Annotated in this window: 9 protein-coding genes; 2 read left to right on the top strand and 7 right to left on the bottom strand. The window is 55.6% G+C overall.

Annotated elements, in window-relative coordinates:
• Positions 1 to 2: 2 nt before the first annotated feature.
• From pelF to AAA069_RS07755, 4 genes are read right to left on the bottom strand one after another with little or no spacing between them, the layout of a single operon-like run.
• Positions 3 to 1,430: a GT4 family glycosyltransferase PelF gene (gene pelF / locus AAA069_RS07740; RefSeq protein WP_349128020.1), complete on the bottom strand. Its 1,428-nt coding sequence runs from the start codon at positions 1,428 to 1,430 to the stop codon at positions 3 to 5.
• Complete coding sequence (locus AAA069_RS07745; protein ID WP_349128021.1) at positions 1,427 to 3,307, bottom strand: DUF2194 domain-containing protein; 1,881 nt, start codon at positions 3,305 to 3,307, stop codon at positions 1,427 to 1,429. Before AAA069_RS07745 ends, pelF begins: the two co-directional genes overlap by 4 nt.
• A complete protein-coding gene (locus tag AAA069_RS07750; protein ID WP_349128022.1) occupies positions 3,304 to 4,209 on the bottom strand; it encodes a hypothetical protein in 906 nt (301 codons plus the stop codon). The genes AAA069_RS07745 and AAA069_RS07750 overlap by 4 nt, the downstream gene beginning before the upstream one ends.
• Complete coding sequence (locus tag AAA069_RS07755; protein WP_349128023.1) at positions 4,206 to 6,380, bottom strand: DUF4118 domain-containing protein; 2,175 nt, start codon at positions 6,378 to 6,380, stop codon at positions 4,206 to 4,208. Before AAA069_RS07755 ends, AAA069_RS07750 begins: the two co-directional genes overlap by 4 nt.
• Positions 6,381 to 6,986: 606 nt before the next feature.
• On the opposite strand from AAA069_RS07755, the gene AAA069_RS07760 reads away from it, so the two are divergent.
• Entirely contained in the window at positions 6,987 to 8,369 is a 1,383-nt protein-coding gene (locus AAA069_RS07760; protein WP_117774272.1) for an RNA-binding domain-containing protein, read from the top strand.
• 887 nt (positions 8,370 to 9,256) lie between these two features.
• Positions 9,257 to 10,585, top strand: a complete 1,329-nt coding sequence (locus AAA069_RS07765; RefSeq protein WP_349128024.1) for a hypothetical protein — start codon at positions 9,257 to 9,259, stop codon at positions 10,583 to 10,585.
• A gap of 186 nt (positions 10,586 to 10,771) precedes the next feature.
• On the opposite strand, the gene AAA069_RS07770 is transcribed toward AAA069_RS07765, so the two are convergent.
• The 3 genes from AAA069_RS07770 to AAA069_RS07780 all read right to left on the bottom strand — a co-directional run bounded on the left by AAA069_RS07770 (position 10,772) and on the right by AAA069_RS07780 (position 15,635).
• Positions 10,772 to 11,476 (bottom strand): hypothetical protein, encoded by a 705-nt coding sequence (locus tag AAA069_RS07770; RefSeq protein ID WP_117774270.1) that lies wholly within the window; start codon positions 11,474 to 11,476, stop codon positions 10,772 to 10,774.
• Positions 11,477 to 11,550: 74 nt separating this feature from the next.
• The gene (locus tag AAA069_RS07775; RefSeq protein WP_117774269.1) at positions 11,551 to 11,886 is read right to left on the bottom strand and encodes a hypothetical protein; all 336 of its coding nucleotides are present in this window, start codon (positions 11,884 to 11,886) and stop codon (positions 11,551 to 11,553) included.
• 92 nt (positions 11,887 to 11,978) lie between these two features.
• Positions 11,979 to 15,635 (bottom strand): hypothetical protein, encoded by a 3,657-nt coding sequence (locus AAA069_RS07780; RefSeq protein WP_349128025.1) that lies wholly within the window; start codon positions 15,633 to 15,635, stop codon positions 11,979 to 11,981.
• Between the last annotated feature and the right edge of the window lie 139 nt (positions 15,636 to 15,774).

A 15,774-nucleotide genomic window follows, 5' to 3' on the forward strand; every position in this document is an offset into this window, starting at 1 on the left:
GGCTACTCCCCCTCTCTGGACAGGTCAAACGCTTGCGCCGTCTCGTCGTACAGCGCGCGATAGTTGGCGAGCATCTGCTCGTGCAAGAAGTACGTGGCAACGCGACGCTGGCCGCGCTCCCCCATCTCAATGCGACGAGCGCGGCTTGTGCACATGCGTTCCATGGCATCGGCCAAGCCCTTGCGATACATAGGCGGCGTCACAAAACCCGCCACGCCAAAGTCGTCGCCCGGGGCGCCTTCGAGAAGCTCGCGACAGCAGCCCACCTCAGTCGTCACGCAGGGACGGCGCGCTGCAAGCGACTCCAGCACGCTGAGCGGCTGGCCCTCGGAGATACTCGTCAAAATGGTAAAGTCGAGCTTTTCCATGTACTCGACAACGTTGACGCGGCCGGTAAAAATCAGGTCGCGCACGCCCAGGGTTTCGACCAGCGCGTGGCACTCGGCGCCGTACTCCTCGTCGTCCACGCCGCCCATGATGTGCAGGCGCACCTTGGGCAGGCGCTCGTGCAGCTCAAAGAAGGCATAAATCATGGTCTTAACATCCTTTATGGGCGCCAGGCGCACCACCGCGCCAATGTCCACCCAGCCGTCATCGGGCTTTAAGGGAATGCCCTTAAAGCGATCGAACTGGATGCCGTTGGGGATGACCAGGCATTTGTCCGCATCGCAGCCCATATCAATCTGCGTCTTGCGGGCATTATGGAACAAACTCGTCACGCGGAAGGCGCGGCGGTAGATCTCCTCCGAAAGCAGGTAGAAAAAGCGAATCCAGCGGTCCTTAAACGACGGCACCACCCAATCGGCGCGAATGATCTCTTCCTCGCGCTCGCGGGTATAGATGCCATGCTCGGTCAGCAGCACCGGCGCATGGTGAACGCTTGAGCCCAGGCAGGCGAGCAGGCCACCGTAGCCGGTCGAGATGGCATGGTACACATCGGCCACCGGCACCTCACTTCCCAACAGGTAGAGCACGGGCAGCAACATGGAGCGCATGGTGTGGAATGCATCGGCAAAGGGCGTGTAGGGATACTCGGCCAGGCACACGTCGCGAAAGATATCCATAAACGTGCGGCTCTGCAAAAACGAGAGCGGATGCACGCGACGGCGGTGGAAGATATCGAACAGAACATCCCAATCCGGATTGGAGAGCGACACCAGACGGCGTAGCGCCTCGCGCTCACGGTCGTTAAAACTGGCTTCATGTTGCTCGCCCGAAAGCCGCAGGGCATCGTCCAGGAACACCTCGTGCACCTCGACCACGTTGCCGGGCAGCTCGTAGACAAACTTGCCACGGTCGGCAGCATGCGCGCCGATCACCCACAGCACAAACTCGTGCTCGGGCATGGCCGTAATGTAGCCATGCATCCAGGTAGATACGCCGCCGTGCACATAGGGGTAGCAACCCTCGAGTACCAAGCAGATTCTCATTTATCGCCACCCTCCTTGCGCTCGATCGTCACGGTCTTATCATTTGCCTTGAGCAGATACAGATTGCCCGTAAGGTGCGTCAGTTCGCCACCCGTCACCGCACCCGGCTCGCCATTATTGGCGCGGAACATGAGCCACGCCTCGTCGTGGAAATTGCCCAGGCTGAGCGTCCAGGCATCTGCACTTGTATCCACGTTCACCGTAACCGACGAAAAGCGCTGGATGGCACCGGAGCACTCCGACGCCGTCTGGTGCCGCAGATCGGGCGCCGACTTGGTAAGCCAGTCCAGGTAGTCGGTCAGGCCGCCCTTGTAGACCTCCCAGCCCTCCTTGGCTCCGCGATCGGGGTCCAAAAGGTCGTCCGGGTGCATAAAGTGCGTACTCACGTAGTGCATGTTGAGCTCGGACACGGCGGCTAGGCGCATATAGGAATCGTCGACCATGCCGCCCGAGACAATGCGCGGCTGCTCCACAATGCCATCGCTCGCCACGCCAAACTCCTGCACGTACGGCAGGTCGGTGCCATCCTCAAAATACGTACTGGCAATAGTCTTAATACGCGGAACGTCGGTGCCGATAAGCTGGCGCGCGCGGGCCGAAAGGATATTTGACGGCGGCACGTAGACCGAGCCGTGCGCGTTGGGCAGGACCTCGTCCTGAAACGCGATAAGTTCGTTGAGTGAAGCGACAAGCGTCTCTTTGTTCTTCCAGGTCTTGTAGACGTACAGCGTGCCGTAGTCGGTGTCCCAGAGCGCCAGAGGCTGATGGTTGTAGCCGTGAAAGCCCAGCTCTCCGCCCATCTGCAGCAGCATGCCGCCAAAGTAGCGGAACTGCGTGGTATCGACCTGTCGCGCGGGCTCGGTCTGGTTGACCGCGTCCTCGTAGTTTTCGATCATCACGCCGGTATAGCGAATGCCGTATTTTTGCGCGAGCTTTTGAAGATCGGGCCACCAGACCTTGGTGTAAAAATCGGCAACGGAAAGGCCGTAGTCACGCTTGATATAAGTTCCATCGCCCGAGGGCACGGGGCTAGGAAAGTCGTCCAAATAGAACACGGCGCTGTTGATGACCGGATAGGCCGTGGCATCACCCAGCAGGCTTATGGCCGAAGCATAGAACCCACGCATGACCTTGTCGTAGATGCCAATGTTGCACACCACGGTGTGACCACTGCCGCAATCGTTAGACCAAATGAGCGGCGTGCCCGTGTCACCGGTCTTTACCCATACGTGCGCCGTCTCGCGCAATGAAACCGAGAGCGAAGAATCGAAGGGGTCCGAGAGCTCGTAGCGCTCTCCTCCACCCAGCATAAAGTCCTCACTCGGCACAATGCTTTCGGCTTTTACATAGTCATATCCGGCCGATTCAATGCCAAGCTTGGAGGCAATCACTTGCAGATAGCTCGAGTTATCCGGCGGCATGGCGAGCATAAGCGAACCGCCGGCACTCACCCAACTCATAATGTCGCTCAGGTGCGTACCGAGCCCATCGAGCGACGGCATGAGCAAAATCACGCGATCGAAGGAGGTCAGCGAGGGAATGGCATCCGCACCATCCAGGGCAAGGTCCACGTCGCGGTGCGCGATCTTCATGTCGAGCAGGATCTGGTCGAACTGTTCCTTTACGTCCTCGACGCCAGCTTGATCGGAATCGGTAATGACCAGGCACGTGGGCTTTTGGCCAAAGATTGCCAAGGAGGCCGGCACCGCATCGTTGGCGGCAAGCATCCCCAGCTTATGCTGGCCCGCACTGTACTGCACGCCGGCACGCTCCACCAGCAGCACGGCGGCCATGACGATAAAAACAGCCCACACCACGAGGAGTCCCATCCAACGAAAGCGGCCTGCTCGGTCGCGGATATGTTGCGCCACACTCATCTGGCCTCCTCCCCGTCACGCCAAAACGCCAACTGTTCGCGGTTGTCGGCGCTCAAATAGACATGCTGCCTGTCAATCGCATCGATCACGCGGTGAACCTCGTCACCATCGCGGCGCATCACGGCCAGGCGCAGGCAAAGCATCCAAACCTCCTGCTCCTCGGGCACGTCGAACACCAGCTGGTCGGTCACGGCCTGCGCCTCGTCGATCTGTCCGACATCGGCCAGCGCCGTCGCGTATCGAATGCGCAGCTCAAGGGTATCCTCGCGCTCGCAGCGACGCGCAAGCAGGCGCGCGTACTGTTGGCGCTGAATCTGAGCCACGCGCCCCTCGGCCAAGCCCGAGCCCAAGTATTCACCAAGAAAATCACAGTATTCGATGAGGTTTTGCGCGCTCGGGTCCGTCTTAAAGGCGCGCTCCAGCTGCTGCAGTTTAAGGTCGGACTCCTTGGAGATCTGCGCCACCGCCGTCGCGGCATAGTGCGCCACCTCAACGTCGTCGTTAAGCTTAGCCGCCTGCAGCTGCGCCAGGTACGCGTCGGGCTCCTCGGTGAGCATGGAGAGCATAAGGCGGCGCCGGTATGCCGGGTCATTGACGATGAGCGCCTCCTCGAGCGGCACTACGCCTGCATCGTCCTCACCACTCGGTACCGACATGCTACGATGCAGGTCGTCGTTGAAGCGCAGCGACTCCAGCGCAGACTCTTTCAGCCCCTCGCCAAACACCGCGCTGCGGACCGATAGCAGAACCACCAGCAACGGGCCCCACAGCGGCACCAGCACTATCACAGCCAGCATGTGCCCGCGCACCGGCAGCAGGCCCAGTTTCATGAGCGTCCACAGCATCAGGCAAACCAGTGCATGAATCAGCAGCAAGACGGCAGCAACGACAAGCGAGATCAAGCGGCACCCCCCTCACCGTCACCGGTGCAAGAGATGTGCTGCAACAGCGCCACGATGTCCTCGCCGTCGACGGGCTCCACCGCAATATGCTTTGCGCTCAGGCGCTCGCGGATAATGGGCAGATCGCACGCCTTTGCCTGGCGCATAAGCAGGTAGAGCACGTCGCCGTCGACCAAGCCCGCCGCGTCGCTCTCGCGGATTGCCGACCCAATTGCGCCCGCAAGCTCGCCGACAGGCTCCATGCCCGGTACCACGCGCAGGAGCAAAAAACTTCCCATCTTGCTATCTGCCAGCGCCTGCGCCGCCGCAAGCTCTTGGCCAAAGGCAGCCTGCTTGAGCACGCACGTGCCGTCAACGCAGCGTTTATCCTGCGCCACCGCCTCATAGTCAAAGGCACGGCCCAACGCGCTTTCGACCAGGCCGCACAAGATGCGGAACAGGTTTTGATAATAGAGGGTCATTTGGTTTTCGGCCGCACGACGCACAAAGATCAACACGGCGGGTGCCCCGTCGCGCTCGATCGCGTATCCAAACATGGGAAGCCCCGGCGTCAGCTCGCGGTTCACCCACAGGTTCGAACGACCCCCGTCGCCCAAAAGAGGGGCAAGCTGCTCAAGCGTGAGCGAACGTGCGGCATCTTCGGCAATCGCGGGACTTGCTGCCACCAGGCGTGCAAATGCCCCGCCCGAAACATGGTAGATCGCCACCGAATCGTTCTCGAGGATCTCGCCCAAAAGCTCGCAGCACTTGCGATAGATGTCGCGTGGGTTGAGCACGTCGAGCTCCTGCGTCACGGCAAAGATCTTGCCAAAGCTGTCGTGGCGACCCACAATCTGGCGCCTGTACGCGCGCTTGTCCTCGATCGCGTCGTGGTAAAGCTGTGTGAGGAACGTATTGCGATTACGCACGAGCTCGTTTTGATCGCGCTCCGCCCTAATGGCTTCGCTGTTGCGCAGCTGCACATAGCCGCACACGGCGCCCACAACAAAGTACGCAATAAACGGCAGCCAGTTGGACGGCTCGTAAAAGAGACCCTGGAAGGTATAACCGTACTGAGTAAAGTAGCTCGCGGCCAAACCCACCGACGCCAGCAGCGCCGCAACCAGGCCAAAATCGAGCCCATACAGCGTGCCGATCAGTACCACGTACAGCAGGCGGTAGTCGAGCACGTTAAGCTGAGCAGACTGCGAAAACACCAGCTCCAGGCCCTCAAAGAGCACCCAGGCCAGCGCGGTCTCCAGGCATTTGATGGGCAGTGTCCGCCCGCGCATGCGGTCGATGGCGGCACGCAGCGGATGGCGCTTGCCCGCGAGGGTCTGCTCCCAGCGGGCGTGTATGGTCGAAAGATCGCGCAGCACGTCATAGCGCTGGAACCACCCGTAGCGCGTGCGGACGGTATCGCTCGGAGCAATGGAGACGACGGCGTCCCCGTCGTAGGTAATGTCGAGCCCCGGGAACAAGCCCTTGAGCGCCTCGCCCAGGTCTCCCACGGTGTGGGCAAAGCTATCCGGAACCTCGAGTTCCTCGAATGTGGCATCCCAGCTGTCGAAGATGCGACGCACCAGAACGGCCAGCTCCTCGGCGCAGAGGGCACCGAGCGGTGAGTCCGCCCCAGCCCTCATGACAGCAGAGCCTTGCGAGCACGCCTCGAACAGCGGGGTCAAAATCGGGTCTTCCAGCGTGGGCGAGGCGGTGTACAGATACGGCACGCGCAAGATCTTGGCCTGAATGCCGTCGCGGACCGCATAGTAGCGGCACAGGTCGTTGGCCGCACGGGCAATGATGCCCTTGCCGTTTTGCCCCGCAACGTCCACCGCACCGTCCGCTCCCATGGGACCAGTCACAAACAGCAGCTGAATCTGGCGACCCATGCAAGCTCGAAAGACGGAGCGCAGCAGCTCGATGTCGCCAACGGCCTCGGTATGCGGCGTGAGATAGGTAGAGAGGTAGACCACACGGTCGAATTCGTAAGCCTGGTCCAGGTGCTGCAGCAGCTCTTTCCAAGACGCATGGAGCGACGACCCGTCGCGGCGCGCCTCGTTGGCCGCCACGACCTGAACATGGTCACCGGGAAACGCCTTGGCACAAAAGTCGTCATCGACATACGCGGTATTGCCAACAACCAGCACTTCCACCGTGCGCTCCCCCTCCCCAAATTTAGCTTTTGCCATGGTAAACATGCGTATTGTACGCTGTCAATGTAGGCCAAAGGCAACTTTAAAGCTGTTTTAAGAACTTTTTCAGACGGGAAGCGACTCGCGCCTGAGCCAGAGAGCCCTACACGTGCCGCTGCACGGCGGAGAAAGGCGAATCCACTACCCCTCAGGCATAATTCCTGAGCAAAATCAAGCAGAGCACACGGCTTTTTGCGCCACTTTAAGACGTAATCGGGATGTGGCGAGAGGCCAAATTCGGAAGTGCGGGGAAAACCAAAGGAATGCTGACCAGACCCCCGTTTTAGGCTTCCGCGACCTGCGGTTTTGATACAAAAAAACCGCGTTGTGCTCGAAGGTTTTCGATTTTTCCCCGCACTTCTGTAATTACATCTCTGGATCGAGGGCGCAGGCAATGGTGACGACATCCACGATAGCGCCCCCCTATGCCTGATACCAAAATCGTTCCATAGGGACCCGTTTCCCAATGGGATGATTCTTCACAAAGGGCATTAAGGCGCATGAGAACATGGTAGAGGCAAGCAAGCGCGCTTCCACGTTTTCGCCCATGGTGACCACGGTATAATCCAACGAGACAAGCAACGAACGGGAAAGGCAGCGCGGATGAACCTGGGCAGCGAGAGCGAGACCGTCGAGTTCAAGAAGTCCACTGGCGAGCATAAAGAAGCACTGCAAGCCATCAGCGCCATGCTGAACAAGCACGGCCGCGGCGAGCTCTACTTCGGCGTGAAGGACAACGGCGATGTCATCGGCCAGGATGTCAGCGACGCAACGCTGCGCCAGGTGACGTCGTGGGTGTCCGACAAGATCGAGCCCGCGGTGTTCCCGACGGTCGAGTGCCTCGACGCCGATGATGGGCTGCGATACATCAAAATTGCCTTCTCAGGTGCCGACGCCCCCTACTCCGCCGACGGACGCTACTTCACCCGCGTGGGGACTTCGAACAAAGCGCTGTCGGCCTCGGAGCTGAGCGCCATGGTCGTCAAGCGTGAGCGCGCCCGTAGCCCGTGGGACTCGCTGCCGTCCGGCAGGCCCGTCTCCGACGCCGACGAGCAGGCGGTGCGTGACTTCGTCGCGCGCGGCGGCAGGGCCGGACGCGTGGGCGGCGGGTTCGCCGGCGTGGAGGACACCTTGGCAAGGCTCGACCTCGTCGCGCCCGACGGCAGCCTAAGAAACGCCGCGGTGGAGCTGTTCTGCGAGGGATCCGACACCTACCCCAGGATGAAGCTGGGGCTTCTGGGCGGCAACACCAAGGCCAAGATCCTCGACCTGCGCCGCGAGTGCGGCACCATGCTCAAGCTGCTCGACTTCGCCGAGTACTTCGTGACGTCGAACATCAGGCGCGAGTTCGTCATCGGCGAGACGGGCATGTACCGCAAGGAGATCCCCGAGATCCCGGCCGAGGCCATCCGCGAGGCGGTTGCCAACGCGCTGTGCCACCGCGACTACACCACCGGCACCGCCGTCGAGGTCAACGTGTTCATGGACACCGTCCAGATCGTGAGCCCGGGCCTGTTCCCCGAGGGCGACTCGCCGCAAGAGCACCTAGACGGTACCGCGAGCGAGTTCGGCCTCCGAAACCCCGCGATCGCGCGCACCCTGTTCCGCGCCGGCGTCATCGAGCAGTACGGCACGGGCATACCGCGCATCAAGGAGGCCTGCGAGGCAGCCGGCGTGAGGTTCCGCTTCGAGCAGACCGTCAACAGCACCGTCGTCGTCTTCGAGCGTCCTGGGTTACAGAAAGCGGCCTTCAGGAGAACCGCGGCCGACAACCGACCGCTCCTCAGCGAGCGCGAACGAGCAGCGATGGCAATTGCCGCCGCTCAGGGGAAAATCACGACCTCCGACCTCGCGCGGGAGTCCAATGTCGGTAGGAAAACGGCCTCGAAGACTCTGAAAGACCTTGCCGGGCGAGGCCTGTTGGAATGGGTAGGGAAAAGCCCGAAAGACCCGCACCAGTTCTACAGGATGCCAAGCGAAGTTTGAGGCTGCAGGTCCTAGCCGGGAAACAGGCCCATTGCGTTTGCTGCCCTCCCCCTGCTGGGCACTACTGAGTAATCTACTGGGCACTGCTGAGTAATCTACTGAGTAGTGCCCAAGCGCGAGTTGGCAAGTCCGCCGAAGCCCAGAGAAACGGCTCCGAAGAATATACTGACCGCTACTGACCGCTACTGATCGCGGCATTCGGCAGGCCCGCCGAATGCCGCGGTCTCCCGAGACTAGCAGAGCCGCCCTTATTGTTAGCGCTGCCGAAGCAAGCCCTACTTCAGCAGCAACTTGAATTTTCGTGCGATGAGCCTCCCCGGAGCCAAGAGCCTTTTGCCCTAATCACAACACCGCAATTCAAGCACCGCAGAAAACTCCATTAGCGATGAACCAGCCACTTGAAGACGTGATCAAGGTGCGGCAAGGGGTCAAATTCGGAAGTGCGGGGAAAATCGAAGAAATGCTAACCAGGCCCCAGTTTTCGCTTCCGCGAACTGCGGTTTTGGTGCTAAAAATCGCGTTGTGCTCGAAGGTTCTCGATTTTCCCCGCACTTCCGTAATTACATCCTTGGATCGAGAGTGCAGGCAACAATGACGTCATCCGCGATAGCACCCAACAGTCACGGACGTACAAAAGGCCGTTGCCGGAAGCCTCCATACAACGACTCTTCTTTGCGCGCGCCACGCTCGCAATGCTCCATTAAATGTAACTAATTGATTTGCTATATACCATTCATAATGGCACATAGCAAATCAATTAGTTACATGTGGAGGCAGAACATGAGGGAGTACGTCGAGAAGCAGCTGCACACTAGAGTCGATTGCGAGCCCAACGACGCCTCGGAAATAACGACGCAAAACTCTTTCCGAAAGTGTAGGTGAGCGAAATGGCGACTCATGCATACGATGACCTTTATTCTTATCTAGCCGCATTCAAGAACAGCTCTCTTGCCGAAATAATTGCGTACCTAGAAGAACTGGGGCAAAGGAGGTTCGACGCCTTTATTAGGGGCCTTGCACCCCTTATCCCAATCGAAAAAATCGAAAATCAATCGCTGTTCAATTTTTCTGTTGACTCCACCCTTGAAGGAGGCAAATTCCCCTGCACTGACTATGCCTGTCGAGAGCAAAACATTTACCATTTGGCAAAGTTCTCAGCATTGTATGCAGATAAAACACTGATTCATTGCCCTATAGAATCGGCATTCGAAATGGGGCACGATGATTATGTCTCAGTCGATGAACTTGCATTCGTGATCTATTTGACCATGCGAGTCGAAGACATAGTCAAAGCTGGAATACTCGGATTTTCGAGCAATTACATTCCTCTTTGCAAAGATTGCCTAGCGCGACAAATCGAAAGAGAATCAAAAGCAAAAGGATTGATATCGAGTTATTGGGATGAACTCGTACGACAATTCTGTTCCTCTACCTCGTGCACTTTAAAACAAGCACCAGATGGGAATCTGTATGTAGCGATTGAGGGAATGGATGCATATGGGTCCCATGATGAGATGGATGTCGATTTCCTGGTAATCCCGTCTGAATACGAATCGCTCTATGCAAGCCAAGGCGAAACGCGATTGGATAGAGACATGCTGGAGAAAGGCGGCATCTTGACTATCCTACTGCCATTGTTGGACGATTGCTTTCAAGCCCTCGTCAATCCCTATTTTTCGAATAGCTCGTATTTAACCACTCGTCCAGCTCAGATTGAGTTCCTCGAGTCCGCAACTTCCACCCTTTATCCTCGAAAAGATCAGACCATACCCATTCGCCGGTTATCTTGCCCCCTCCCCATTGCTGAAAATGCAACGTTGCGTAGCATCCTTGATTGCCGCATTAGAAACGAAGAGTCGTTTCTTGTGTTTAGGGATACCTTGTCCAAAGGCCTGAGCGAAAGGCCCATCGACACCTCGACATTAGCTGACCTGAAGAACGACCTAATTGAGCCCGAGCTTCACAAGATATCTTTAGTGATGAAAAACGAGCGATCCCGATTAGTCACCTCCGCAGGCATTGAAGCCGCTATCGGAATTGCGAGCTTTACATTGGGGCAATACGGAATCGCATCACCTTCTGATGCCATGGCCTTCCTCGGGGCTGCCGGCATAGGGGCCGTTGCATCTCAATCCGCAGATTTCTTGCGAGAAGCCAAGGCAAAAGAGAACCCCATGTATTTCCTCTGGAAGCTCAATAGAAACAACCGTCTGTAACCTAAGGGGCAGAACACCGCAGTCGCCGAGCATATCTCGATCATTAAATAAAGGCAGCACTAGAAAGGATGCGAATCGTGAAGAACCGATTCCCTTTACGAATGCCTAATGCAGTAAAAATCACTGGTAGATCCGAGCAGTTTAACCAAGACGACAAGAGCGCGCTCAGATTGCTGTCTGCAGTAGCTAGCCAAGTATAGATACCATCCTGTTTCCAAATTCGGTCCTACGATAAACCCTTTCTTCTTTCTCAATTTCGTCGGGATCGTCGAAGATGAGCGTCGTATCTACTACGTCCCACTGCTGCCGATGGATATCCTCAATCAGCAATCCCAGTCCGGTTAATCGAAGAAGAACTTCTGCATCTCTGCCTCTGAGCGTCTGAAAAGTTTCCTTTTCTCGAAGCATTTCGTAGTCTCCAGGTAGAAATCTGTCCAAAGTCTCTGCAAACAAACGAAGATCGTCCCAGCTAATTTCTTTATCTAGGTAGGCCTCATAAATCTTTGCTAGTCGCCGCGCTTTGTCCTCCTCAATGTATCTTTCGAGCAGGATAAGCAGGTACTCAATATCGCGCTTCCTATTTGACTCTTCAAAGTATTGCTTGTACTTGTTCCATGAGCCATTTTCAAAAGAGTCGCGGTTGAACTCATCGAGGAAACACGCATACTTCTTCAGCAGATGCGCATTGTGGATATTGTTTCCGATTTTGTAGATGCTCACTAGGCTTGAGATGACGGGGATGTCCTTCAAGAACTCGTTTTGGAGAATTTCGTCCAGGCCAACCTCTGCGATATTCGAAATAAGTTCGAGAGAGTCGCTGCAAATAGTCGGCCTTGCGTCGTCTTGCAAGCGCGATAGACCGGCCTTAGTTGATTCCTCTGCGTTTGCCATAAGATTACCTTTCATAATAATTTGCCAGTTTTGGCATGCGTTTGCAGCGCCGCTTTTCTGAAAGTGGCTCCGATTTAAATGCCATCCCCCGAATAAGCGCTCAGGTTCGATTCAACAAGTGCATTGGTTGAAAAGAGCTTTAGACCCCCTTCGAGGTAAAAGTCGCTTGTGCAGAGCAACCAAATCATCTTGTCGAGCTTGTAGGCAGTGGCCTCGGGGTCCACGCCGCCCTTCCGCGCCGCGCGCGCGGCTTCGAAATAGCAACGAGCCACTTCGACCTCGCTGTCAGTGGTAGCGTAAAACTGAACAGTATTCAGTAGGCCGTTGACACAAACATCGACGAGCGGCTGCTGAACAAGCCCGAGGACCTGTTCAGGGCGATGCAGCTCGAGCTCATGGAGCTGCACCACGGTTCGCCCTCGACCGTCTTCTGCACGCAGTGCAGGTCGAAGGGCTAGGCAGGAGCCCCGAGGCTTTTCCTAATTCTAGGTGTTAAAGTCGATTACTGCCTGCCGTGGAATAGCCTCCACTTTTCGTCTTCGATGTCTCTTTCAATTGATGACTTCACTTTTGACAGCCATTCTCTGTGTTTTAAATATGCAACACCTGCGGGCAGCTGAGCAGCAATCGAGTCAATCGCCTCAATCTCCTTGAGCTTTGCTGGAATAAAGCCTTTTTCAGGGGACCCGCTCATTGAAGATCGACGGAGATCCAAATGGTTGATCGATATCCCGTCTTTATCGAGCGTCAGAATGAGGGTGATAGCCCTAATCCTCGTCTCGTCATTGCAATCGGACAAGGCCCAGCTAATTCTATCGAGGCTATTTGCGTCGGCGATCCTTTCGCGGATGGTATATTCCAAGCGCTCCCAAAAAATATCGCTCGAGAGCGCATTTGCGTCATGAACGGGAAACAAAACGGCTATTTCAAGCCTGCCGAGTGGTTCGCTCAGCGCTTCATCGATCATTGCTTTCAGCAGATTCCAGGCATGATCATCCTGGACGGTCCAAAACGAGCTGATTCTTCGCAGGAGATCGTGCCTTTGTCGGTAGTCGAGGTTGGCAACGTACTCCAAAAAACGGTCAATCATTGAGCTGTCAAGGCGTAAAAGGCAGCGTAGGAAAGCGAGGTTATAGTCGAAAGTAGGATATCCTTCAAGTGCGAGAAAATACAGGTTGACGGCCGGTGAGGGATTGGATTCGAAGTACGAATCTAGAGCGGAGACGCGCTTTTCGTCTCCGCAGTTGCCGAAAAACCGCCAAACCCCATCATTGTGTATATGTTCGGAAAGCCAAGAAGCATATTTGAGGATATAGCCAGGATGCTTTGACTCGACTATCTCCAAATCTTCCAAGCAGAGATGCGTTCTGCCGTCATCGAGTCTTGCGAGAATTTCGTCGAGCTCCTCCTTGTCGGGCCCGTTCTTTATTGCTAGCAAATCAAGATAGTCAAACAGGGCCGGATGGTCACTCACGTCGATCACCGCGCCCAGCTCGTTTCTAAGGACCTTCCTGCCGATGGTTTCAGCAAGATGATCAAGTGCTTCGTACGGGACAGGGATCGTCGAGGGCGACGAAGCGATATTGCGTGCGATTATGCTTGAGGCAGTATCTGGGGTCCTTTTGGCGATTTCCAGAAGGACTTTTCCGATAGCCCTGCCCGACTCCCACTCTTTATCGGAAATCTCATAATCTTCGGCTAGCTTTCCCAGGGCTTCGGTCAGTCGTTCTAGCGGTAACTCTTCCGCGGATATCCTCGGTTCTTTCTCTACGAGAGACTCGGAGTTCTCCAGACCAAGTGCGTCGAATGCGCTCTGGCGGAACCCATCGAGGCTCAGAGGGGGATTCTGCGCGCATGTTTCGTAAATCTGGTTGATGCTTAAGCTGCATAAGAGATCGATTGTCGAGTCTTCGGTTATATATTTGGGGAATAGCTCTTCAATCCTCGAGAGTACCGAATACATGTTTTCTGCGTACTCCGCTTCAGGTTCTTTGCCATAGAACGAGAAGTGCTGCCGAAAAGTGGATTTAACTTGCCTGCTGAATTCGGTTTCGACCAGAACGGAGAGCACCCGGAAGCAATGGGCGTGGAGCTCGGCCAGCTCTGATGTGAAATTGAAGGTCAAAGTGTTGTATGTGTACGTTATGCCGTTTTGACAAACGCGCTGGGCCCTTGAAGAGAGGTATGAACTCGTCAAGACGATCAGACATGCTGCAACATTGCGGGAATGCGATTGTTGATATTTTTGAGCGAGGGCATCGAGTTTGCTGTTTTCCAAATCGAATCCCGTACGATCGAGATCGTAAGCGAAAGCGCCGTCCGGCCCGCATGCCCAGTTGTACTCGGCCGCTCGCTCGGTGCCTCTTTCTACACACTTCACGAACAACTCGGAGGCTGTTTGCGAATACTCGCTTGAGTTCATCAGGGATACAGAAATTTGCAGGGGCATAGATCCGTCGGATGTCGAATTCATGCCGAGAATTTCTTCCGATACGTCAGCGCAATCAGCGTTTTCGATGCGGTTTGAGGCAAAGGCGAGCGCCTGTATGGGGAGGAATTGATTGAATGTGACTATGAACTGATCGGCAATTCGCGCATCCCGATTCTTTATTTCATCCCAAGCTTTCTCGCATTCCCTTCGAAGGTAGTCGTACACGCTCGCACTTCCGCACACTTCAGCCATTGACTTGGCGGCTTTGAGATACGGCGCGTTCGGCATTTCTGCGGTATGCAGAATGAAATCCGCAAAACTGCCGTTCCCTTCTTTTGCGAAGTGGCGGCATATCAAGAAGTCGCGAAGATTCTGCTCTTCCATTCTTATGGCTAGCACGCCATCGGCGGAGGTAAGGATCGTGACAATTTCCTGGTCGTTCAATCTGGATGCAAAATCCCGAATCTCGGCGTCGTCGTACCCCAGCCCCAAGAGTTCCTCGTAACAAGGGTCTCCTTCAATAAGATCGCAGCAGTCGTAGATTGCAAGGTTCTCTGCGAGACGCTGCTCCCTGCTGGAGTACCCAGCTAAAGCAGAATTCATATAGATGTTCAAAAGATCGTATGGCTCTTGGATGGCTTCGAAATTGCCGTCTGCTATGGGGCTTGCTGCCATGATAGCCAAGCGCAGGTTTCCGTTTGCGATTGCCGATACTCTCTCCCTCAGTGCTATGTTTTTTATGTTGTATTCGGTCTCGAGTATCGCTTCTATATTTTCCGCGGTTAGAGGCTCCAGCTCTATTTCTCTGAAATTTAGATAACTGCCGATTTTTGCGGTCAACTCGCTTCGGTGCATCTTCCTGCAGGTGAGGACAATCTTTAGCTTTTTGTTTTCCAAACAGATTCCCAGCAAGTGCTCAAGTGACAGGTTGCCGTTTGCATCATCGACTAGAAGGATAATGTTTTCCGACTCCGACAAAATCAGCTCGATATCATCGTCGAGATGCGATGAATACCTAGAGTCCAAGATAAGAAGATCCCAGTGATGCCGTTTGCTGAATGAGAGGCATGCGTCGAGGGCGATCTTGGTTTTCCCCGATCCAGACTGCCCCTGAATCACCACTGCCTTGTTTTGCTCTATCGATTCGACGATGACTGAAAACTCGGAATCCCTGTGCATGAGGAGCTTCGACAGGTCGGTTGAGAAACGGTCGTTCAGGCTTCGCTCGATGAAGCGGTCTGGGGCGATGAATGATCCCTTTCCGAGTGGAACGCCCAATACCGTATGCGCTAGCGCAGGGTATTTTCCATCAAGGTCGCTCGCAATTGTCTCTGGCCCGATTATTTCTATCCGTGGATCGATGGCACGGACCTCCTCGAGTACCAGAGGTGAAAGGCGAAAGTATGTGTGGCACAGGATGATTCGATCTATGAGTTGCGGATTGATTCCGGTTTTGCTCCTGTCGAGGCAGTCTTTAGCATCATTTAGCAGCTTATTGCGGATGTCGGATTTAGAGGTTGTGTATGCCGCGAAGAGGTAGTGTCCATTCTCTCCTACGGAGTACATGTCTGGCACTCCGGTCGTGGTTTTATCCGTGCCGCATTGGGATCCTAATTCAATGATGTTGTTAAGCGAATATCTCCTATATAGATACTGATTTGCTAGTGTTTGAAAACGCCCGCCTTCGATCTGCCTTAGCTCTTCTTGGATCTGATTTATTTGGGACATTTTGCTCCTCGCGATAAATTCGCCTTTTGATTTCTCTTTTCTTACTCTAGTCCGCCTACCTCAGCAAGCCTTACAAGCTCGAGGGACGAGTCGACGACGTCCTCGAAGTCAAGCCCCGCCGCATAGGCCCTCGGATAAG

It is taken from the genome of Collinsella sp. CLA-SR-H006 (assembly GCF_040097075.1).
In the GTDB taxonomy this organism is placed as follows: domain Bacteria; phylum Actinomycetota; class Coriobacteriia; order Coriobacteriales; family Coriobacteriaceae; genus Collinsella.